Origin of the sequence: Myxococcus eversor, from assembly GCF_010894455.1 — a bacterium.
GTDB lineage: Bacteria > Myxococcota > Myxococcia > Myxococcales > Myxococcaceae > Myxococcus > Myxococcus eversor.
This window is the reverse complement of the sequence record NZ_JAAIXY010000005.1, coordinates 499,270-518,137: the sequence shown is the minus strand read 5'-3', so window position 1 is coordinate 518,137 and position 18,868 is coordinate 499,270. Positions and strand designations below refer to the sequence as shown.

The 18,868-nt window shown below is 67.6% G+C and carries 19 protein-coding genes; 11 read left to right on the top strand and 8 right to left on the bottom strand.

Annotated features, from left to right (window positions below; genetic code table 11):
* Positions 1-83: 83 nt before the first annotated feature.
* Both G4D83_RS13475 and G4D83_RS13470 read right to left on the bottom strand, forming a co-directional pair.
* Positions 84-1,463: a hypothetical protein gene (locus tag G4D83_RS13475; protein WP_163865119.1), complete on the bottom strand. Its 1,380-nt coding sequence runs from the start codon at positions 1,461-1,463 to the stop codon at positions 84-86.
* A 171-nt stretch (positions 1,464-1,634) separates the two neighbouring features.
* Positions 1,635-2,222, bottom strand: coding sequence for a hypothetical protein (locus tag G4D83_RS13470; protein ID WP_163865118.1), 588 nt, complete (start codon positions 2,220-2,222; stop codon positions 1,635-1,637).
* Between the two features lie 180 nt (positions 2,223-2,402).
* Between G4D83_RS13470 and G4D83_RS13465 the strand changes: the two genes are divergently transcribed.
* The 3 genes from G4D83_RS13465 (at position 2,403) to G4D83_RS13455 (ending at position 3,296) form a co-directional block, all read left to right on the top strand.
* On the top strand, positions 2,403-2,660 hold the full coding sequence (locus G4D83_RS13465; protein ID WP_163865117.1) for a ribbon-helix-helix domain-containing protein: 258 nt from the start codon (positions 2,403-2,405) through the stop codon (positions 2,658-2,660).
* On the top strand, positions 2,657-2,830 hold the full coding sequence (locus G4D83_RS13460; protein ID WP_163864771.1) for a hypothetical protein: 174 nt from the start codon (positions 2,657-2,659) through the stop codon (positions 2,828-2,830). The genes G4D83_RS13465 and G4D83_RS13460 overlap by 4 nt, the downstream gene beginning before the upstream one ends.
* 85 nt (positions 2,831-2,915) lie before the next feature.
* Positions 2,916-3,296 (top strand): hypothetical protein, encoded by a 381-nt coding sequence (locus G4D83_RS13455; RefSeq protein ID WP_163865116.1) that lies wholly within the window; start codon positions 2,916-2,918, stop codon positions 3,294-3,296.
* Between the two features lie 36 nt (positions 3,297-3,332).
* Here G4D83_RS13455 and G4D83_RS13450 read toward each other — a convergent pair whose 3' ends face one another.
* Genes G4D83_RS13450 through G4D83_RS13440 form a run of 3 tightly spaced genes read right to left on the bottom strand, consistent with a single transcriptional unit; the run spans position 3,333 to position 5,352 of the window.
* A complete protein-coding gene (locus G4D83_RS13450) occupies positions 3,333-4,397 on the bottom strand; it encodes a lysylphosphatidylglycerol synthase transmembrane domain-containing protein (protein ID WP_163865115.1) in 1,065 nt (354 codons plus the stop codon).
* 17 nt (positions 4,398-4,414) lie between these two features.
* On the bottom strand, positions 4,415-5,146 hold the full coding sequence (locus G4D83_RS13445; RefSeq protein ID WP_163865114.1) for a tyrosine-protein phosphatase: 732 nt from the start codon (positions 5,144-5,146) through the stop codon (positions 4,415-4,417).
* On the bottom strand, positions 5,143-5,352 hold the full coding sequence (locus G4D83_RS13440; protein WP_163865113.1) for a DNA gyrase inhibitor YacG: 210 nt from the start codon (positions 5,350-5,352) through the stop codon (positions 5,143-5,145). The genes G4D83_RS13445 and G4D83_RS13440 overlap by 4 nt, the downstream gene beginning before the upstream one ends.
* Before the next feature lie 83 nt (positions 5,353-5,435).
* Between G4D83_RS13440 and G4D83_RS13435 the strand changes: the two genes are divergently transcribed.
* Both G4D83_RS13435 and G4D83_RS13430 read left to right on the top strand, forming a co-directional pair.
* Positions 5,436-6,425: an NAD(P)H-quinone oxidoreductase gene (locus G4D83_RS13435; RefSeq protein ID WP_163865112.1), complete on the top strand. Its 990-nt coding sequence runs from the start codon at positions 5,436-5,438 to the stop codon at positions 6,423-6,425.
* Between the two features lie 143 nt (positions 6,426-6,568).
* Positions 6,569-6,985: a hypothetical protein gene (locus G4D83_RS13430; RefSeq protein WP_163865111.1), complete on the top strand. Its 417-nt coding sequence runs from the start codon at positions 6,569-6,571 to the stop codon at positions 6,983-6,985.
* A gap of 20 nt (positions 6,986-7,005) precedes the next feature.
* On the opposite strand, the gene G4D83_RS13425 is transcribed toward G4D83_RS13430, so the two are convergent.
* Positions 7,006-8,223 carry a M57 family metalloprotease gene (locus tag G4D83_RS13425; protein ID WP_240356305.1) on the bottom strand — a complete coding sequence of 406 codons (1,218 nt, stop codon included), beginning with the start codon at positions 8,221-8,223 and terminating at the stop codon, positions 7,006-7,008.
* Positions 8,224-8,707: 484 nt separating this feature from the next.
* On the opposite strand from G4D83_RS13425, the gene G4D83_RS13420 reads away from it, so the two are divergent.
* Positions 8,708-9,190: a hypothetical protein gene (locus tag G4D83_RS13420; RefSeq protein WP_163865109.1), complete on the top strand. Its 483-nt coding sequence runs from the start codon at positions 8,708-8,710 to the stop codon at positions 9,188-9,190.
* Positions 9,191-9,230: 40 nt separating this feature from the next.
* On the opposite strand, the gene G4D83_RS13415 is transcribed toward G4D83_RS13420, so the two are convergent.
* Positions 9,231-9,761 (bottom strand): hypothetical protein, encoded by a 531-nt coding sequence (locus G4D83_RS13415; protein WP_163865108.1) that lies wholly within the window; start codon positions 9,759-9,761, stop codon positions 9,231-9,233.
* 372 nt (positions 9,762-10,133) lie between these two features.
* Between G4D83_RS13415 and G4D83_RS13410 the strand changes: the two genes are divergently transcribed.
* From G4D83_RS13410 to G4D83_RS13395, 4 genes are all read left to right on the top strand, one after another.
* On the top strand, positions 10,134-12,968 hold the full coding sequence (locus tag G4D83_RS13410) for a serine/threonine-protein kinase (protein WP_163865107.1): 2,835 nt from the start codon (positions 10,134-10,136) through the stop codon (positions 12,966-12,968).
* 91 nt (positions 12,969-13,059) lie between these two features.
* Positions 13,060-14,001 carry a peptidase associated/transthyretin-like domain-containing protein gene (locus G4D83_RS13405; protein ID WP_163865106.1) on the top strand — a complete coding sequence of 314 codons (942 nt, stop codon included), beginning with the start codon at positions 13,060-13,062 and terminating at the stop codon, positions 13,999-14,001.
* An 11-nt stretch (positions 14,002-14,012) separates the two neighbouring features.
* Positions 14,013-15,509, top strand: coding sequence for a DUF4215 domain-containing cysteine-rich repeat protein (locus G4D83_RS13400; RefSeq protein WP_163865105.1), 1,497 nt, complete (start codon positions 14,013-14,015; stop codon positions 15,507-15,509).
* A 43-nt stretch (positions 15,510-15,552) separates the two neighbouring features.
* On the top strand, positions 15,553-16,590 hold the full coding sequence (locus G4D83_RS13395) for an agmatinase family protein (RefSeq protein ID WP_163865104.1): 1,038 nt from the start codon (positions 15,553-15,555) through the stop codon (positions 16,588-16,590).
* Between the two features lie 4 nt (positions 16,591-16,594).
* Here the strand turns inward: G4D83_RS13395 and G4D83_RS13390 are convergent, their stop codons facing one another.
* On the bottom strand, positions 16,595-17,230 hold the full coding sequence (locus tag G4D83_RS13390; RefSeq protein WP_163865103.1) for a response regulator: 636 nt from the start codon (positions 17,228-17,230) through the stop codon (positions 16,595-16,597).
* Between the two features lie 244 nt (positions 17,231-17,474).
* Between G4D83_RS13390 and G4D83_RS13385 the strand changes: the two genes are divergently transcribed.
* On the top strand, positions 17,475-18,821 hold the full coding sequence (locus tag G4D83_RS13385) for a trypsin-like peptidase domain-containing protein (protein ID WP_163865102.1): 1,347 nt from the start codon (positions 17,475-17,477) through the stop codon (positions 18,819-18,821).
* The last annotated feature ends 47 nt before the right edge of the window (positions 18,822-18,868 follow it).

The window sequence follows — 18,868 nt, the reverse complement described above, 5'->3', positions numbered from 1 at the left end:
CCCCCGAGGAGGATTTGACGCAGCCTCCCAAGCCAGACAACAGCGCCGGCCCCCCCAAGGGGCCGACGCCGCACGACATCAACTCACGAGTCGTAGCCCGTGTATCCCCGCAGCACGACGACCTTCCGCGTGGCCGGGTAGTACAGCACCGCGAACTGGTTGAACTCGTGGCAGTTGTGGCACGGCACTTCCTGCGTCGCGAGCCACGCCTGGACCTCGCCCCCACCGGCGTACGCATCAATCGCCGCCAGCAGCGCCGCGCCGTCCCCATAGTAGTTCGACGTCAGCAGGAGGCTCTGCGAGAGGCCCGCCCGGTTCGTCGCGATACCCTCCGAGAACGTCGGGAAGTCCTGGTACCACGGCCAGTTGAGCTGGTTGAACACGCCCTGGAGCGTCACCGGCGACTGCGTGCACTGCGGCGTCACATACGCCGCAATCGTCTCCAGGTAATGCCAGGCCCCGTTGTTGGAACCGACGTTCCACGTCACCCGCGCCGGCTCCAGCGACGACGCATCCACCGACGTCAGCGTGAGCGGAACGCGCGGCACCACCTGGCAGATGTCCGACGTGTAGCTGCAACGCGACACCTGACGGTACGTCCCACACGCCGCGAAGTCCGTCGTCCCCGGAGGCTGCGAGTGGTAGCAGTTGAAGACCGCCAGCTCGCACGAGGGCGTCGGCCAGGTCTCATACGCATCCCCCGTGGTCAGCTCCAGCACCGTCACGCGCGGCACCAGCCGCGCCGTCTTCTGCTCCGTGGCCTGCCCGCCCTGATACACGGTGAAGGTCAACGGAAGCGTGGTCGGGTCCATCGCCTTCTCCACCGTCGAGTAGGACCAGTCCAGCCGGTACGAGTCCGCGTCCACCGCCGCGACTGCCGGCGCGCCATCCGGCGCCGTCACCGTGAGCGCCTCCGCGGACACGTCCGCGCGGCCCCGGTACACCAGCACGTCCGCCCCATTGCGCACGTAGACCGGGTCCACCTTCTCGTCGATCCACACCGCATTGGTGCCACGGAAATCGAAGAAGCGCGGGTACACCTCAATCTTCGCCGTGTAGTTCGTCGGCGTGCCCGTGAAGGTCTCCACGGTGATGAACAGCGGCAGCCCGGACAGCACCGTGTTCAGCTCGTGCCCCACCGGCAGCACCACCTCGAACCGGCGCTCACTGATGATGTTCGCCGTCCCGAAGGCGTCATCCGGCACGAAGCTGAATACGCGCTTCAGGTACCGGTTCGCCGTCGCCTTGAGGATGAGCGAGCGCACGCCGTTGCGCGTCTCGAAAGTCCCCATTGTCTCGAAGCTCAGCTCCAGCGAGGCCTCCGTCGCGTAGATGCGCGTGGCCGTCGCCTCCGCCTCGGAGACTCCCAGCTCCAGTTCGGACGCGGGCTCTCCATGGGAATCCATACAGCCCGACATGCCCAATACAACCAGACACGCAAACAACAGCTTGCGAAGACTCATCAGTTCGCTCCAGGTGGGTGACTCGGGGAAAAACACGATAACGTGACCACCCAGCCACGAGACGTGTCAATCCCGTCACACCGGCGCGAGCACCGAGTCGCTCTCACGTTGATACATTCTCAGAAACCGGCGCCGGCCCGAGCCAGGGGGCCGACGCCTCACGACCTCGACTCAGGAGTCGTAGCCCGTGTACCCCTGCAGCACGACGACCTTGCGCGTGGCCGGGTAGTACAGCACCGCGTACTGAAGGAACTCATGGCAGTTGTGGCAGGGCACTTCCTGGGTGGCGATCCACGCCTGGACCGTCCCACCGCCCGCGAAGGAATCAATGGCCGCCAGCACCGCGAGGCCATTGCCGTAGTAGTTCGAGCTCAGGAAGATGCTCTGCGACAATCCGGCGCGGTTGGTGAAGATGCCATCCCCGGGGAACGGAAACCCCTGGTTCTGCTCCGACAGCTTGTCCACCACCGCCTGGATGGTGACAGGCGTCGCGGGGCACTGCGGGGTGCTGTAGGCCTGGATGGTGTCCATGTAATGCCAGGCGCCACTGTTCGAGCCGGCATTCCACGCCACCCGCGTGGGCTCCAGCGAGGACGCGTTGATGGCCGTCAGCGACAGCGGCACCGCTGTACATACCTTCGCCTGGGAATCGGCGAAGCCATCCACCTGCACCAGCGACACGGACTCCCGAACTCCCTCGGCGCTCGCGGAGAACGAAAAGACAGCGGCAGCGGCAACACACACAAGACGCATGTTCATCAGGACGCTCCAGGTGAGAAGTCCGCGAAATACCACATCAATTCGAGAGACCGGATAACAAAGGTGTCAATTCCAACCCGTGTGGCGCGGGCCGTTTTGTTGACGAGTCCCCGGAGCGCCCTCCTAATGCCCGGACAGGTCGGTAGCGGCCTGTAGCAGCCACGCCAGGAGGAACCCCCGATGCAAGATGGAAACGCCAGCCCCCTGAGCCCCGAGCTTCCCGCGCCCCCGGCCACCGCCGAGGTCTCCGTGGACGCACGTGGGCCCGAGGCCGACATCGTCTCCACCCACGTCCTGGTGCCGGAGGAGCAGGTCCAGAAGCTGCGCGAACTGGCGCGGCGGACCCGCATCCACCAGAGCGAGTACCTGCGCGAGGCGGTGGAGGACCTGCTCGGCAAGTACGGCCGAGGCCCCGCGAAGGAAGAAGGCCAGTCGTGACGCGTCGGGCCTTCATGCAGCACGGAGCGCCGCCCCGTATGCGCGAGCACCTGTCGCCCGCGCGGCTGTACGACGTGGAGACGACGCGAGGCCCGCGCGCTCGTCCGGCCTCCGAGCGTCCGACGTCCATCCGCGACGCCATCATCCGCTGGTTGGACCAGGAGTTGTAGGACCGACACACCCGGCCCCTGTCTGGAGGCTGGCGACACGCGCGGGCTAGGCTGGCGGCTTTCCTTCCCTGGAGCCCCGCACCCCATGCGCTCTTTCTTCCTGACCGCCACCCTCGCCGTCGCCGCCTCCGGCTGTTCCACCACCGGTGGCTTCCAGAAGCTCTACCCCGGCATGACGGCGCGGGAAGTCGTGGACGCCATGGGCGAAGGCCCCACCCGGGCCCAGGAGTTCCCCGACAAGTCCACCGCCTGGTACTACGGCGAGGACCGCTGCGTGCTGATGCGCGACGACAAGCTCGTCTCCAAGGCGACGTCGAAGGAGCGCATCGCGGTGGACACCCCCGTCGTCTCCATCCGGGACACCGCCAAGGCCCAGTGCGCGCCGGAGGGCTACGCCGTCGAGGGCCACAGCGAGCACCAGGTCGACACGCCCTTCGGCACCATCAAGCGCAACGTCGACCCCTGACGCCGGGAAGCCGCGCCCGCGAGGACCTCGCGGCGTTCACGTCGTGGGCGCGGCGGCCTCGCCTTCCTTCTCCAGCTTGCCCGCGATGTCCTTGAAGGACATGTGGCCCAGGGACATGAGGAGGATGCCGAAGCCCACCGTCTGCACCGTCTGCGCGAACCACAGCACGTTGGCGTAGGCCAGCCCGCTGGCGTTCACGACGGTGGCGGGCAGGAAGAGGCTCAGGCCCACCTTGCAGGCCGCCTGGAACGTGCCGACCATGCCGGGCGCCGCGGGAATCATCAGCCCCACCACCAGCACGCACAGCACCACGTATGCCTGGAAGAGTGACAGCTCCATGGGCTGACACGCGGTGCCGGCCGCGACGCCCGAGCAGTCGAAGGCGTTGGCCAGCAGCACCATCCCGAAGCCGTTCAGGCCCCAGTAGCCGAAGGTGAAGAGGAAGAAGAGGACCACCTGCTTCGCGTCGGGCAGTTGCCGCATGGCGCCCACGAAGGTGTCGACGACATCCGCCACCTTGTCGGCCAGGCCCGGAGCGAGGCGGCCCACCGTCGCGCGCACCAGACCCACGGTGCGCTCCTGCTGCCACAGCCCGACGAGGAGGAAGAGCAGCCCGCCGCCGAACACGGCGAACATCAGCCACGAGCCCAGCTTGACGTAGCGGACCTCGGGCGTCTCGTTGGGGACGAAGAAGAGCAGCACGCGCATGGACGAGGCGACGAAGAGGCCGTCGACGATGCGCTCCAGCACCACGGACGTCATCGCGGCGCTGCGGCGGATGGAGCTGCGCTGGGCGATGAGGAAGGGCCGGGCGAACTCCCCCAGGCGGAACGGCAGCACCAGCAGCATCATGAAGCCGATGCCGGAGGCCTCGTTCAGCTTGCGGAAGGGGATGCGCTCCATGCCCGACAGCAGGCTCCCCCAGCGCAGCGTGCGGAACACGTGGATGGCGAAGAGGCAGCCGAAGTACGGCACCAACCAGACGTAGTTGGCCGACTTGAGGCTGGCGAGTTGGGTCCCCCAATCGGTGTCCCGGAAGGCCCACCACAGGAAGAGGACGGTGACCAGCAGGCTGGCTGTGAGCTTGACGGCGCGTTTCACGGCGGCCGGGTATACCGTCAGTCCTGGTCAGACTCCAGCGACTCGCCGGCCAGAAGGCGGGACGGGTTGCCCCGGAGGAGGCGGCCGGATGCCTCCTCCCCCACCCTGCTCCTCAGCTCCCCGAGCGCCCGGCCCACCCAGTCCCGCGCTCCCACCGGGCCGTGCAGGTCCGTGGCGGCCACGGCGTAGAGGCCGTCGTCCAGGAAGGCCCGGGCCAGCTTCTTCGCCATCGGGCCATAGCGGCCGATGAGCGCCCCCACGTCGAGTTGCAGGTGGGCGCCCGCGCGCACGGCCTCCGCGGCGCGGCCCTTGCGCTCGAACTCCAGGCACCGCTCGGGGTGGGCGATGAGCGGCACCACGCCCTTGGTGCGGATGCGGAAGAGGATGTCCGGCAGCGCGGGCACTGGCGCCGTGTAGGGCAGCTCCACCAGCGCCACGCGCCCTTCGCCCAGCATGCGCGCCGAGGGAGACCCCAGGCCGCGCAGGAAGGCGTCATCCAGGATGTTCTCCGCGTTGCGGCCGAGCGACAGCGGGATTCGCGCCTGCTCCAGCGCGGCCTTCAGCTCCGCGAGCCGGGCCTCCACGACGTCGACCGGCGCGTACTCGGGGCGAGCGTGAGGGCTGGGCGCCACGGTGGAGAAGCCCAGGTCGACCAGCGCTCGCGCCATCTCCAGCGCGTCCTCCAGCGTGCGCGCGCCATCGTCCACGGCGGGCAGCAGGTGGCAGTGCAGGTCGACGAAGCCGCTCACGCATCCTCGCGCTGGCGGTCAGGGTGGCTGCCAGGGGGCAGCTCATCCTCCGTCTGCTCGGCCTGGCGGTCGGGCATCCGGTACTCCTCCCCCAACCATCGTCCCAGGTCCACGGCGCGGCAACGCCGGGAACAGAACGGGAAGGCCGGGTTCTCGGCCCTCGGAGGGGCGGGCTTCTTACAGATGGGACACGTAATGGTGCTCATGATGGACCTGTCCTTAGATATGCCTTGATGCTCTCGCGGGCCAGGACGTTTCGTACCCGCTCGCCCCAAGGGAGGTCCGCGCCATGAAGGTCATGCGAATCACCGAGCCGGGAGGCCCCGAGGTCCTCGCGGAGGAGGAGCGCCCCGAGCCCACGCCTGGCCCCGGCGAGCTGCGGGTGCGCGTCCGGGCCACCGCCCTCAACCGCGCGGACCTGCTCCAGATTCGCGGGCACTACCCCGCCCCGCCGGACGCGCCCCCGGATGTGCCAGGCCTCGAGTATGCGGGCGAAGTCGTCGCCGTGGGCCCTCGCACGCGCCGCTTCAAGGTGGGTGACAGGGTGATGGGCCTGGTGGGCGGCGGCGCCTGGGCGGAGATGCTGCTCACGCACGAGCGCGAGGCCCTGCCGATGCCGGAGGGCATGGACTTCACGGACGCCGCCGCGCTGCCCGAGGTGTACCTCACCGCGTACGACGCGCTGGTGCTCCAGGGGGGATTGAAGCCCGGTGAGACGGTGCTCGTGCACGCGGTGGCCAGCGGCGTGGGCTCCGCGGCGGCGCTGCTGTGCCGGGCCTCGGGCGCGCGGGTGGTGGGCACGGGCCGCAACGCGGCCAAGCTGGCTCGCGCCTCCGAGTGGGGCGTGGCGCGCACGGTGCTGTGCGAGTCGTCCCCTCCGCGCTTCGCGGACGCAGTGCGCGCGGAGACGGGCGGCCGGGGCGCGGACCTGTGTCTGGACCTGGTGGGCGGAGACTACGTGCCGGAGTCGCTGCAGGCCCTGGCCCCTCGGGGACGGATGATGCTGGTGGGGCTGGTGGCCGGAGTTCAGGCCGACCTGAACCTGGGGCTGCTGCTGATGAAGCGCCTGAGCCTGACGGGCACGGTGCTGCGCAGCCGTCCCGTGGAGGAGAAGATGGCCCTGACGCAGAGCGCGGAGCGCCACCTGCTCCCCTTGTTCCGCACGGGCGCGCTGCGCCCCGTGGTGGACGCGGTGCTGCCAAAAGCGGAGCTGCGTCAGGGGTTGGAGCGCATGGCGCGCAACGACTCGGTAGGCAAGCTGGTGGTGCGCTGGGAGTGAGGGCGCCCCTTGCATGACATTGCGCGGAGCCGCCCGGTCCGCGCCCTGAGTTGGCGAAGTGTCAAAACCCTGGCGACGCCTCCGACCGGGAAGGCGCCGTGTTAGACAGGCGCCCCCGCAGGCCCAGCTCCCGGGGTGACTCCGTGACGGATGTAGCAACGCAGCGAGGACGTGACCCGGCCGCGACGGGCCGACGGTGGTGGATCGCGGCGGGCGTCACCTCGGGCAATGTGTTGACCGCCTCTGGCTTCGCGATTCTGGGGCTCGTCGCTCCCGCGGTCATCGCCGCCGACGGGAATGATTCCGCCTCCGCCCGGGTGTTCGCGATGTACGCGGCGGCCCGAACGCTCCCGCTCGCGGCCGCCGTGCTCTGGAATGTCCTGGCCCGCTCGACGCGGGGACTGGGCGTCCTCGCCGTCGTCGCGGGGTTGATGCAGGCGTGCGACGCGCTCGTCGGCATCTCGATGAACGATGCCGGCAAGACGTTCGGCCCGGCGATTCTCGCCGTGGCCACGTTCGTCTGCGCGCGGTGGCTCCTCAGGCCCGAACCTCGGACCTGAGGAGCCTGGCTCGGCTCAGCTCAGGGAGGGCCGAGGCGCCCCACGCGCATGCGCCCGTCCGCCGTCGTATAGATGCGCCCACCGCTGAGGGAGTCCCACAAGGCCCCGCCGCTGTAGGGATTGTTGTTGTCGACGGCGATGGTGAGCGGCTGGGTTCCCGTTCCAAAAACAAACGTGTAGGTGCTCAAGGCCGGAGTGGAAACCCCCGTGAAGTTGGCGCGGTACCAGGTGTAGGTCGCGCCGAAGGGGCTGCATTGGACTCCCGTGTTGACGACCGACGTGGCGACTGCCGCCACGGCGCCGGCGAAGCCATTGCCGACGCGGATGTGCGCGGCCGTCGGCGCCGCCCCCGCGGCGAAGCAGCCCTCCGCGAAGTTCGTCTGCACGTCGATGGGGAAGTAGAACGCCTGGGCCACCTGGGCCGTCACCGACACGTTGTGGGTGTGCGTCGCGGGCACGTTGCGGTCCACGTTGGCGTTCGTATGCCAGCCATAGAGGAGCGCCGCGCCCGCCGCGTCCGGGTAGGTGATGTTGAGCGTGGAGTTCGTCACCCCGTTGCACCAGGGATAGTGCATCGTCGAGTTGACGTCGTAGGGCGTGAGCGCGCGCCAGTTGTTGTCCTCGAAGCAGGGCACGGCGTTGCGCGTGTGCTCATGACGGAAGCCGAGGACGTGCCCCAGCTCGTGGATGAGCACCGTGGCCGTCGTCACGTTGGGCGAGGTGGGCGGCGCCGGGTCCAAATTGGAGATGTTGATGACCACCGTGCGCGCCACGCACCCACCGCCCGAGGGGAAGAAGGCGCACGCGCCGCTGCCCGTCCACGGCTGTACGGAGAAGGTCACAGCGGTGTTGGCGTTGGTGCAGTTCGCATCGTGAGTCGGGTCATAGATGAACTGGACATCCGCGAAGGCCCGCCAGTTCGCCGTCGCGTTCGCCATCTCGTTGACCATGCGCGCCTTGTTCGCGCCGAACGTGTTGCTCACGCAGTAGCGCAGGTTGAAGCGTGACGCCCAGGGCCAGATGTCATCCACCCCACCCACCCGGTTGACGATGAGAGGCGACGTCTGCGTCCCCAGCGGCTCCGGCCCCGCGCGCACTCCCGCGGACTCCGCCGCCACGTAGCTGTCATAGCGCTCGCGAAGCGCCTCCAGCGACAGGCCCATGTCCCACTCGACGATGTAGTACTCCTTGCCGTCCACCACCTGCCGGGCGCTGCGCTGGTACTCCTCCCATGACACGACGCCTCGAGAGGCTTCCCCCGGAGGAGGCGCGCTCGGTGGCCCACCCACGTCCCCCGTCCCACACGCCCACAGCAACGGAACCAACAGAAGTCCCCACCGCGTGAACCTCGGCCCTGCGCCTCGGACTGGCGTCATGACTGCTCCTCTTTGGAATGGCTTGTCTGGGTACGGCCGGCCGCAGACTCGCACCCAACAACCACCGCCAGTCAATGGTGGATGACCTCTATACATTCACATCTGAGATTGTCATTTCCGTTGGCGCGGCCTTTTTCGCGCGGCAGATGGAATGCCGTAACGCGGCAACGCGGCGCATCAGTCACTGGGAGGTCACACCATCTCGCCGTGAGCCGCCACGCACGGTGCTTGACGGCGTCAGGCGCGGCGACTTATCTGAAGACTGAATCACCCATCAACTCACGGATTCGCCGCATACGTGCGGCCCGGGAAGGCAATGCGCTACATGGGACACCTTCGGCATGGCATGGTCATCGGCTTGGCGCTGCTCGCGGGATGTGGAGGACTGGAGGGCACGGAGGCCGGCGCGGAGCACCCCGAGGCCACCGGCACCGTCGAGGCCGCCCTCTACGAGTCTCCGGACAGCCTGGCGGGACTCGTAGGCACCTACTCCCGCAGCTGGCCGCTGGCGGCGTCGGAGGAGTTGCTCACGATGACGCTGACGGGCACTGAGTACGTCGACCGCGTGGAGGGCAGCTACGTGCGCACGGTGAGCCGCACCTGCCCCGTGGTGGGCTGCAACACGGAGACGGGCAGCTTCTACGCGCTCCCCAACAACCCCGCCATCGGCTCGTTCATCGCATTCAGGAACCTGGCTGGAGAGACGGTCGACGTCTATTCCATCAGCCAGATCCAACGCAGCCTCTTCACGGGGAAGATCACCGGCATCATCCTCCAGAAGGGCGTCAATGGCTCGCAGCCCTTCACGATGATTCGCGTGGGCTTCTGATTCACCGGGGCGCCTGGGTTCCTCCTGCCCGGGCGCTCCGTCAATCCCAGCCGTACCAATACTTCTTCTCGGGATTGTACGAGTACTTCCAGAAGACGATGGTCATGCAGGTGATGCCGTAGGTATCCGCCGTCGTGCGGTAATAACCGCCGTCGGCGATGCCCGGCCTCTGCTCGGACGAATCCTCCAGCGCGCACGAGGGCGCCTTCGACAGGTGCGCGGGAATCAGCTCCGCCACCGACTCGGGGTACCGCCCCGTCTCGGCGTGGTAGGCGTCCAGCGCGGTGATGAGCGGGGCGAACTCCTCCTCGATGCGATCAAACCGCCAGGACGTCCCCCGCGTCATGCCCGCATAGGCCAGCGCGATTCCGCCCAGCAGGTACGCCAGGGTGACGAAGTTCGCCGACTTCCGAGCGGGCGAGAGCGCGAGGACGAGGGTCACCAGCAACAGCCCCGCTCCCCCCAGCACCAGGAACGGCACCAGCAGGGCCGCGGTGAACGAGAGATGTCCCAGCAGCGTCATCATCGCCGCCCCCAGCAGCATCAGGGCGGGCAGAAGCCAGCGTGTCATCTCGTCACCGTAGCAGTCGGGAATGACCTGATGTCGCGCAGCCGACGCCCCGTTCGAGGCCCGTTTCCGTCCAGGGTGCACGACTGCATCCAAGCGCCAGTCACACGACACAACCCTGCCCTCCCGTTCACATAGGCAAGCAGGCAAGTGTGCTCAAGATTGGCAACGAGAGCTTTCTCCGGAAAATCAGACCTCCCCCCTAGAGCTCTCGCCATCGGCGGACGTCCATTCTCCGCGAACAGGGATTCGTCAACGGCCCCTCCCTGTCGGCCCGCCCTCATCGAGATTCGCTGAAGCACGGCCCGCACCCTTCGCGGGGGCGATGGGCCGCTCGCGCTTTCCCGAGGCCCCCCTGCCTCTTCCGAGTACCCCATGAAGCCAGAACCCACTCAAACCGCCCGCAGTGCGCCCATTCCCCTTGTTCCTCCGCCCGGAACCCTGGCTGCCTTTGGCCCGGGGGCGCGCATCCAGCACTACGAGCTGATTCGGCAGCTCGGCAGCGGAGGCATGGGAACCGTCTTCCTCGCGCGAGACACCCGGCTGGGCCGGCGCGTCGCCATCAAGCTGCTGCACACGCAGGACGCGCAGTTCGCCCGCCGCTTCATCCTCGAGGCCCGCACCACCGCGCGGTGCAGCCATGAGAACATCGTCATCATCTACGAGGTCGGCGAGGCCAACGCCACCCCGTACATGGTGCTGGAGTACCTGCAGGGCCAGCCGCTCAACAAGATTCTGAAGAGCAGCCCGCGACTGCCCCCGTCGCGCGCCGTGGAGCTGGTGTCGCCCATCCTCCGCGCCCTGTCCTGCGCGCACGCGCACAAGATTGTCCACCGAGACCTCAAGCCGGAGAACATCATCGTGACGGACTCCGGCACCATCAAGGTGCTGGACTTCGGTATCGCGAAGGTGCTCCAGGGGGACGGGCATCGCGGCGAGACGGACCCGCGTGCGCTCCTGGAGGGGCTGCGGCTGGTTCCTCCACCGGGGCCTCGGGATGAGTCCATTCACCTGACGCGACAGGGCGCGTTGCTCGGGACGCTCGCGTACATGTCTCCGGAGCAGTGGGGGAACGGCATTCCCGTCGACCACCGCACGGATATCTGGGCGGTCGGCATCATGCTGTTCCGGATGCTCACGGGACGTCATCCGCTGGAGCCCCTGCGGGGTCCGCAGTTGATGGTCACCGCGCTGCTCCAGGAGCCCATGCCGTCGCTCCGGGCCTTGCTCCCGGATGTCCCCGCCGAGCTCGCCGCCGTCGTCGACCGGTGCCTGCTCAAGCACAAGGAGCAGCGCTTCCCGGATGCACTCGCGGTGCTGCGGGCCCTGGAGCCGTTCCTCCCAGGCCGGTTCGTCCACGAGGCGGGGCTCGATGAGAGTCCGTATGCGGGGCTCGGCTCGTTCCAGGAGGCGGACTCGGCGCGGTTCTTCGGCCGCTCGCGGGAGACCGCCGCGCTCGTCAATCGGTTGCAGGACCAGCCCCTGCTCGCGGTCGTCGGTCCGTCGGGTGCGGGGAAGTCCTCGTTCGTGCGCGCGGGCCTGGTGCCCGTGCTGAAGCGGACGGGAATCCCCTGGGAGTCGCTCATCATCCGCCCTGGGAGAGACCCGCTCGGGGCCCTGGCCAGCATGGTGGCGCCGCTCGTCACTTCGTCACCGACTCTTGAGGAGGACCTCCGCAAGCAGCAGCAGATCACCGCGCATCTGCGGGTGGAGCCGGGGTACGTGGGCGCCGTCCTGCGAGCCCGTGCCCGTCGCGAGCGTCGGCGCATCGTGTTGTTCATCGACCAGTTCGAGGAGCTGTATACGCAGGTGCCCGATGCGCGGGAGCGGCGTGCCTTCACGGCCTGCCTGTCTGGCATCGCCGACGACGCGACGTCTCCCATCCGCGTCGTGCTGTCCTTGCGCTCCGACTTCCTGGACCGTGTCTCGGAGGACGAGCGCTTCATGGCGGAGCTGTCTCCAGGGTTGTTCTTCCTGACGGCGCCGCAGAAGGAAGGACTGCGGGACGCGCTCGTGCAGCCCGCGGAGATGGCGGGTTATCGCTTCGAGTCTCCCCAGATGGTGGACCAGATGCTCCAGCACCTGGAGACGACGCCGGGCGCCCTGCCCCTGCTCCAGTTCGCGGCCACCCGACTCTGGGAGGCGAGAGACCCGTCTCGCCGGATGTTGACAGAGAGCGCGTTCCAGCAGCTCGGCGGAATCGCGGGGGCGCTCGCGACACATGCGGACAGCGTGCTCGCGGGGATGACTTCTCCAGAGCGGGCGCTGGCTCGGGCGATCTTCCTGCGGCTCGTTACGTCGGAGAAGACGCGGGCGATTGTGTCGCTGGAGGAGCTGCGCGAGTTGACCCGGGATGCGGACGAGCTTCAGCGGCTCATCGACAGTCTGGTCCAGGCGCGACTGCTCGTCATCCAGACGGGGACCAAGGCCACGGGCGCGTCGGTGGAGCTGGTCCATGAGTCGCTCATCTCGGGCTGGCCCACGCTGCGCAGGTGGCTCGAGGAGGGACAGGAGGACTCGGCGTTCCTGGAGCAGTTGAGGAACGCGGCTCGGCAGTGGCAGGCGAAGGCTCGGGACAGTGGGCTGCTCTGGCGCGGCGAGATGGCGGATGAGGCGCGGAGGTTCCAGCGGCGGTATCGGGGGGAGCTGCCGGTGTTGCAGCGGGCGTTTCTGGAGGCGGTGTCGGCGCAGGCGACGCGGTCGGCGCGGATGAAGCGAGCGTTTGTTGTCGGCGTGGTGACGTTGGTGACGGTGTTGTTCGCCTCCGCGGCGGTGGCGCTGGTGGTCATCCGGGAGGCACAGCAGGAGGCGGAGCAGCAGGCCATCATCGCGCTGCGTGCGGAGGCGGCGGCTCGCAACGCGGAGTTCCTGGCGAAGCGCTCGGCGGCGGAGGCAGAGGAGCGACTGGCGGAGGTCCAGGCCAAGGAGCTGGCCCGGCAGGAGGCACAGCTTCAGGTCGATGCGGCCAATCTGCGGATCGAGTCGACCCACGACGAACTGGTGAAGAAGAACACCGAGCTGAGCAAGGCGGTTCTCCGGGCGCGATGGGCGCAGTATCGGGCGAACGAGGCACTGCGACAGGCCGAGCACAGTGCGCAGCAGGCTCGACAGGCTCGCGCCGAGGCTGAACGACTGCTGCAACGTGAGCAGGAACGGACGCTGCGCATCGAGTCCACGCTCGGAAGCTCTTTCATCGAAACCTTGAAGTAAGGCTGAGGCACCCATGACGTCGATTCGGAAATGTGGCTCGCGTGGACGCGGGCTGGCCGTGGTGTTGCTTGTGTCATGGGCGAGTGCGTCCATGGCGCAGCGTGTGGACACGCCACTGGATGTTGGAGGAAACCGGCCGTGGGCGCTGGGGGTACCACGGGATGAACAGCAGGCGGCCCAGGCGCTCTTCTTCGAGGGGAATGAGCGACTGCGTGAGTCGGTGTTCGTCGAGGCGACTCGGAACTACCGCCGGGCCCTGCGGCACTGGAACCACCCTGCGATTCACTACAACCTGGCCCTGGCGCTGATGAACCTCGATCAGCCCATTGAAGTCTACAAGCACCTGAAGGCAGCGGTGGGCCATGGACCCGAGCCGCTCGACTCCGGTCGGTATGAGCATGCACGCTCGTACAACGCGCTCCTGGAGAAGCAGCTTGCTTGGGTGGATGTGAAGTGTGACGAAGAGGGGGCGATTGTGACGCTGAATGGGCAATCGCTGTTCAAGGCGCCCGGGAGGTATCAGGCGTTCATCCGGCCCGGTGTTCACAGCATCGTGGCCTTCAAGGATGGGTATCTGCCGACGGAGAAGCGCCAGCCGTTGATGCCTGGGGAGAAGGCGGAGTTGGACCTGGAGCTGTACACGGAGGACGAGGTCATCCGGTATCGGCGCCAGTGGGCTGCGTGGATTCCGTGGACGGTGCTCGGCGCTGGGCTGGCGGCAGCTGGCGGTGGTGGAGTGCTGCACTGGAAGGCGAATGGGTCCTTCCGGGACTTCGACTCGCGAATCCCTCCCGGGGGACGTCAAATGACCCCCGAACTGGAGGGACTTCGGAGAACCGGGTCCAGGCTCCAGGCAGGAGCCGTAGGTGCCTATTCACTCGGGGGTGCCGCCGTCGTGACAGGGACGGTGCTGCTCTATCTCAATCGCCAGCGGGCATACCGCATCAATCCCGCGGAACAGGGACCCACGATGGTCATCGCCCCCGCTGTCGACGCCGAGTCGAAGGGCGTCGTGGGTACAGTCCTTTTCTGAAGAGGTGGCTCATGCACTGTATCGACATATCCCTCGGTCGCATGACCGTGGTCAGCCTCGCTCTCGTGATTGTGCCGTTAGTGGCCTGCGTCGAACCTCAAAGCGACTCTTGTGCCAATGGACGGATATGCCCTCCTGGATACACGTGTTCCCCCCATGGAAACTCGTGCATCGGCAACACATGCGGCGACAACACCAAGGACAGCAACGAGGAATGCGACGACGGCAACGACTTGAATGGCGATGGCTGCCGAAGCGACTGTATCCTTGAATTCTGCGGAGATGGCGTACAACAAATAGGCATTGGAGAGAAATGCGACGATGGCAACCAACAGGACCTTGATAGATGCAGCGCCAACTGCCTCTCCGATGAAACCTGCGGCAACGGCTTCGTCGACGCACCTACGGAGGCCTGTGACGACGGGAACAACCAGAGTGGCGACGGATGCTCCGCGGATTGCAAATCCAAGGAGAAGTGTGGGGACGGCGTCGTCAATACTGAGTGGGGGGAACGCTGCGACGACGAGAACAAGCAGAGCGGTGACGGATGTAGCCGAGACTGTCGCTCCGACGAGACCTGTGGAAACGGGGTGCTCGACACAGTCATCGGTGAGACGTGCGACGACGGCAACCGCGAATCAGCAGACGGCTGCAGCGCAGATTGTCGTTCCACCGAGCGATGCGGCAACAACGTCGTCGACAAGCACCTGGGTGAGGTGTGCGACGATGGCAACACCCAGAGTGGCGATGGCTGCCGTGCGGACTGTCACTCTGACGAGGAATGTCACAATGGCATTCTCGACCCTGGTGAAGAGTGCGATGACGGCAACCACCTCGACAACGATGATTGCGTCGACCTCTGCAAGCTCGCGAAATGTGGCGACGGTCACACCAACGACAACGAAGGTGCACGACACGAAACCTGCGACGATGGGAATTCTGACTCGTGTGGAACCTGCAGCGCGGATTGCACGGTCGTTCAGCAGGCCGGGAGAGCCACGGGGACCATCCACATCAGCGCTGACGGTGGCGTGCTCGACAAAGAAATCGTCAGCATTGGCGACAGCCACAGCCGACTCGTTTTCGAGTTCGACACAACAGGCACCGTGCCGGACGCCCACATTGGCGTCAACGTCGACGCTGGTGCAGGGCCCAAAGAAGTCATCACCGCTCTCGCTGCCGCAATTGACTCAACATGTGCTTCACCCGATGCGGGAGCAGATGCCGGAAGTGGATCGGCGCATCCTCTGCTGCGCCTGACAGTCACCACCGACGGCGGCACCATCCATCTCACACATCAAGAGCAGGGGTCGTTCGGCAACCAGCTCATCATCGAATCCGTGGCGGACAGCGAGTTCGTCGTGAAGTCCTTGAGCGGTGGCCAAGGATTCGACTGCCCGGTCGACATGGGATGCGAGGCCCACCATGACTGTGGCCCCGGCTCCCTGTGTCAGAAGGATGAGGGGAACATCAGGGGAAAGTGCGCGCTCACCAAACCGTCCCCCTAACGGACAGTTGCACCCGGACCCCGGCCCCTTATCCTCCGCCGCCATGGCCACCCACTTCGACCCCAGCGCCGCGGCGCAGCCGGGTTCCGGCGTCTTCGGACTCCCCCACTCCCCCGATGAGGCGCACGTCGTCCTCATCCCCGTCCCCTTCGAGGCCACCACCAGCTACGGCGGCGGCACCTCCGAGGGGCCCGCCGCCGTCCTCGACGCCAGCAGACAGGTCGACCTCTTCGACGTCGAAACCGGCCGCCCCTACGAGCGCGGCATCGCCATGCTCCCCGAGTCCGAGGAGCTCCGCGACTGGAACACCCGCGCCAAGGAGCGCGCCCAGGTCGTCATCGAGGCCGGCGGCATCCACTCCGGCGAACCCGAGCTCCTCGCCGCCGCTCGCGACGTCAACGCCCTCTGTGACCAGATGAACGAGCTGGTCTACCGCACCACCAAGCACTGGCTCGACCAGGGCAAGCGCGTCGCCGCCGTCGGCGGAGACCACTCCATCTCCTTCGGCATCATCCGCGCCCACGCGGAGAAATACCCCGGCCTCGGCGTCCTCCACCTCGACGCCCACGCCGACCTGCGCGTCGCCTACGAGGGCTTCACCTGGTCCCACGCGTCCATCATGTACAACGTCTCCGAGCGCCTCCCCGGCGTGAAGACGCTCGTCCAGGTCGGCCTGCGCGACATGAGCCAGGAAGAGCACCGCTACATCGAGGACTCCAAGGGCCGCGTCCACGGCTTCTTCGACGCCGCCCTCCAGAACAAGCGCTTCGACGGCATCCCCTGGAACCGCCAGGTCGATGAGATGGTCGCCCTGCTCCCCCAGCAGGTCTACCTCTCCTTCGACATCGACGGCCTGGACCCCGTCCTCTGCCCCCACACCGGCACGCCCGTGCCCGGCGGCCTCTCCTTCCCCGAGGCCATCGCCCTCATCTCCGGCGTTGTCCGCTCCGGACGCACCATCGTCGGCTTCGACCTGACGGAAGTCGCCCCGGACCCCGAAGGCAGCGAGTGGGACGGCAACGTCGGCGCCCGCCTGCTCTACAAGATGATTGGCTGGATGCTGAAGTCCCAGAAGGCCTGAGCCCTCAGCTCACGCTCCCCTTCGGCACCCGCGAGCCAAACGTCAGGCCCCGCACCACCTGCGACTCCACGGACAGCGCGCCCCCCTGCAGGCGCGCCAGCTCCGACGCCACCACGTCCATCGACTCGAGCTGCGCTCGCAACATCTCCAGCGCGGCTCGGTCCACCGACGGCCCCGTCTCCAGCAGCCGGAGCTGCCGCCGGGCCTCCTCCAGCGGCCCCTGCAGCGCCCTCGCCGCCCACTGGCTCAGCGTGGCCCCGGGCGGACCCTCCACCCTCGACGCGGGCTTCGGCGCGTTCGCGAGCGACTGGTGGATGAGCGCCTCGAAGTCCGTGATTTCGAAGGGCTTGTGCAGGAACGCATGCGCCTCCGGCGCACCCTGCGGCAACACCGCGCTCAACAGGATGACGGGCACGTCCTTGAGGTCCACGTCCCGCTTCAGCCGACGGCACAGCTCCACCCCGCTCAGCCGAGGCATCATGTGGTCCGTCACCACCAGGTGTGGGCGACACGCCCGGGCCAGCTCCAGGGCCTCCTCGCCGTCTCGCGCCTTCACCACCTCGTGACCCAGGTCCTCCACCACCTGACTGAGAACTTCCAGCACCGCGGGCTCATCATCCGCGACCAGGACGAGACTCATTCTTCCGCTCCTCCGCTCCAGCGCGGCCCCCAAGCCACGCCGCCAGGACTTCGGCCTGCCCCTGGGATGAACCGAAATCCTCGGGGAACAGCCACCTCCCGGAGATGCAATCGTTCACGGACGTGCGGACTGGATTATGAAAGGCACTGCATTGCCTCCAGCGAATCGTGGGAATGACGCCAGCTTCCCGACAGTCTGCGTGTCATTCGCCGGACAATCCGCTGCGGGCACACGGAGGGCGTACATGAAGGCTGGAGTCATGAGGTGGGGACCCTTGGTGGTGGCGCTGTTGGCGTCCAGCGGCGCGAGCGCGGACATGGCCCGGCGTCGCGACGCCGTCGTGGAGGTCGTCCAGAAGGTCTCCCCGGCCGTCGTCTACATCGGCACCGAACAGGAGGTGGAGTCGCGCTTCCGCCGCCGTTCTCCGCTGGAGGAGTTCTTCGGAGGCATGGGCGGCGGCGAGCAGGGCCGCCAGAAAATCGAGGGCCTGGGCAGCGGCGTCATCATCGACCCGACGGGCATCATCGTCACCAATGACCACGTCATCCGGGGCGCGTCCGCCATCCACGTCGTGCTCGCGGACGGTCGCTCGTACGACGCGGAGGTCATCGGCAGCGACGCGGGCAATGATTTGGCCGTGCTCAAGGTGACGGCGAAGGAGGCGCTGCCCATCGCCCGACTGGGCACGAGCGCGGACCTGATGATTGGCGAGACGGTGGTCGCCATCGGCAGCCCGTTCGGCCTGAGCAAGACGGTGACGGCGGGCGTCGTGTCCGCCGTGGGCCGCACCTTCCGCGCGGACAACCGCGTGTACAACGACTTCGTCCAGACGGACGCGGCCATCAACCCCGGCAACTCGGGCGGCCCGCTGCTCAACGTGGACGGCGAAATCATCGGCATCAACACCGCCATCTTCGGCGGCGGCGCGCAGGGCATCGGCTTCGCCATCCCCGCCGACAAGGTGCGCCGCATCGTCGACGAGCTGACCCGCTTCGGAAAGGTGCGCCCGTCGTGGGTGGGCCTGGACGCCGTGGACCTGACGCCGCGCGCGGCCCGGCAGCTCGGGTGGGACCGCTCCTACGGCGCGCTCGTGACGGCCGTGGAGACAGGCAGCCCCGCGGACCAGGCGGGCGTGAAGCGCGGGGACATCGTCGCGGAGCTGGGCGGCTCCCGCATCCAGGACGCCGAGGACTTCGACACCCGCGTGCGCGGCTACCCCGCCCGCTCCGCCTTCCCCCTCGTCCTCTTCCGCGAGGGCGCCACTCGCACCCTCCAGCTCACCCCCTCCGAGTTCCCCCCTCGCATGGTGGAGTCCCTCGCCTGGGACCGACTAGGACTCAAAGTGAAGGAGACGCGGGGGGTGTTGGCCCTGAATGGGGTGAGGGCGGGGAGCGCGGCGGCGGAGGTGGGGCTGGAGCCGGGGGACATCATCCTCCGGGTGAACAACCAGCCGGTGACGTCGGCGGACGGGTTCAAGGAGGCCCTCATCACGGCGCGGCGCGGACGGAGCGTGTTGTTGCTCGTGCGGAGGGGCCGCTACGGGTACCACATCACGCTGCCCTTCGAGCAGGACCGGGGGCCGAGCCTGTAGGGCAGGCCTCCTGGCAGGCATGGCAGCGGGTTCCTCGGATTTCGGAG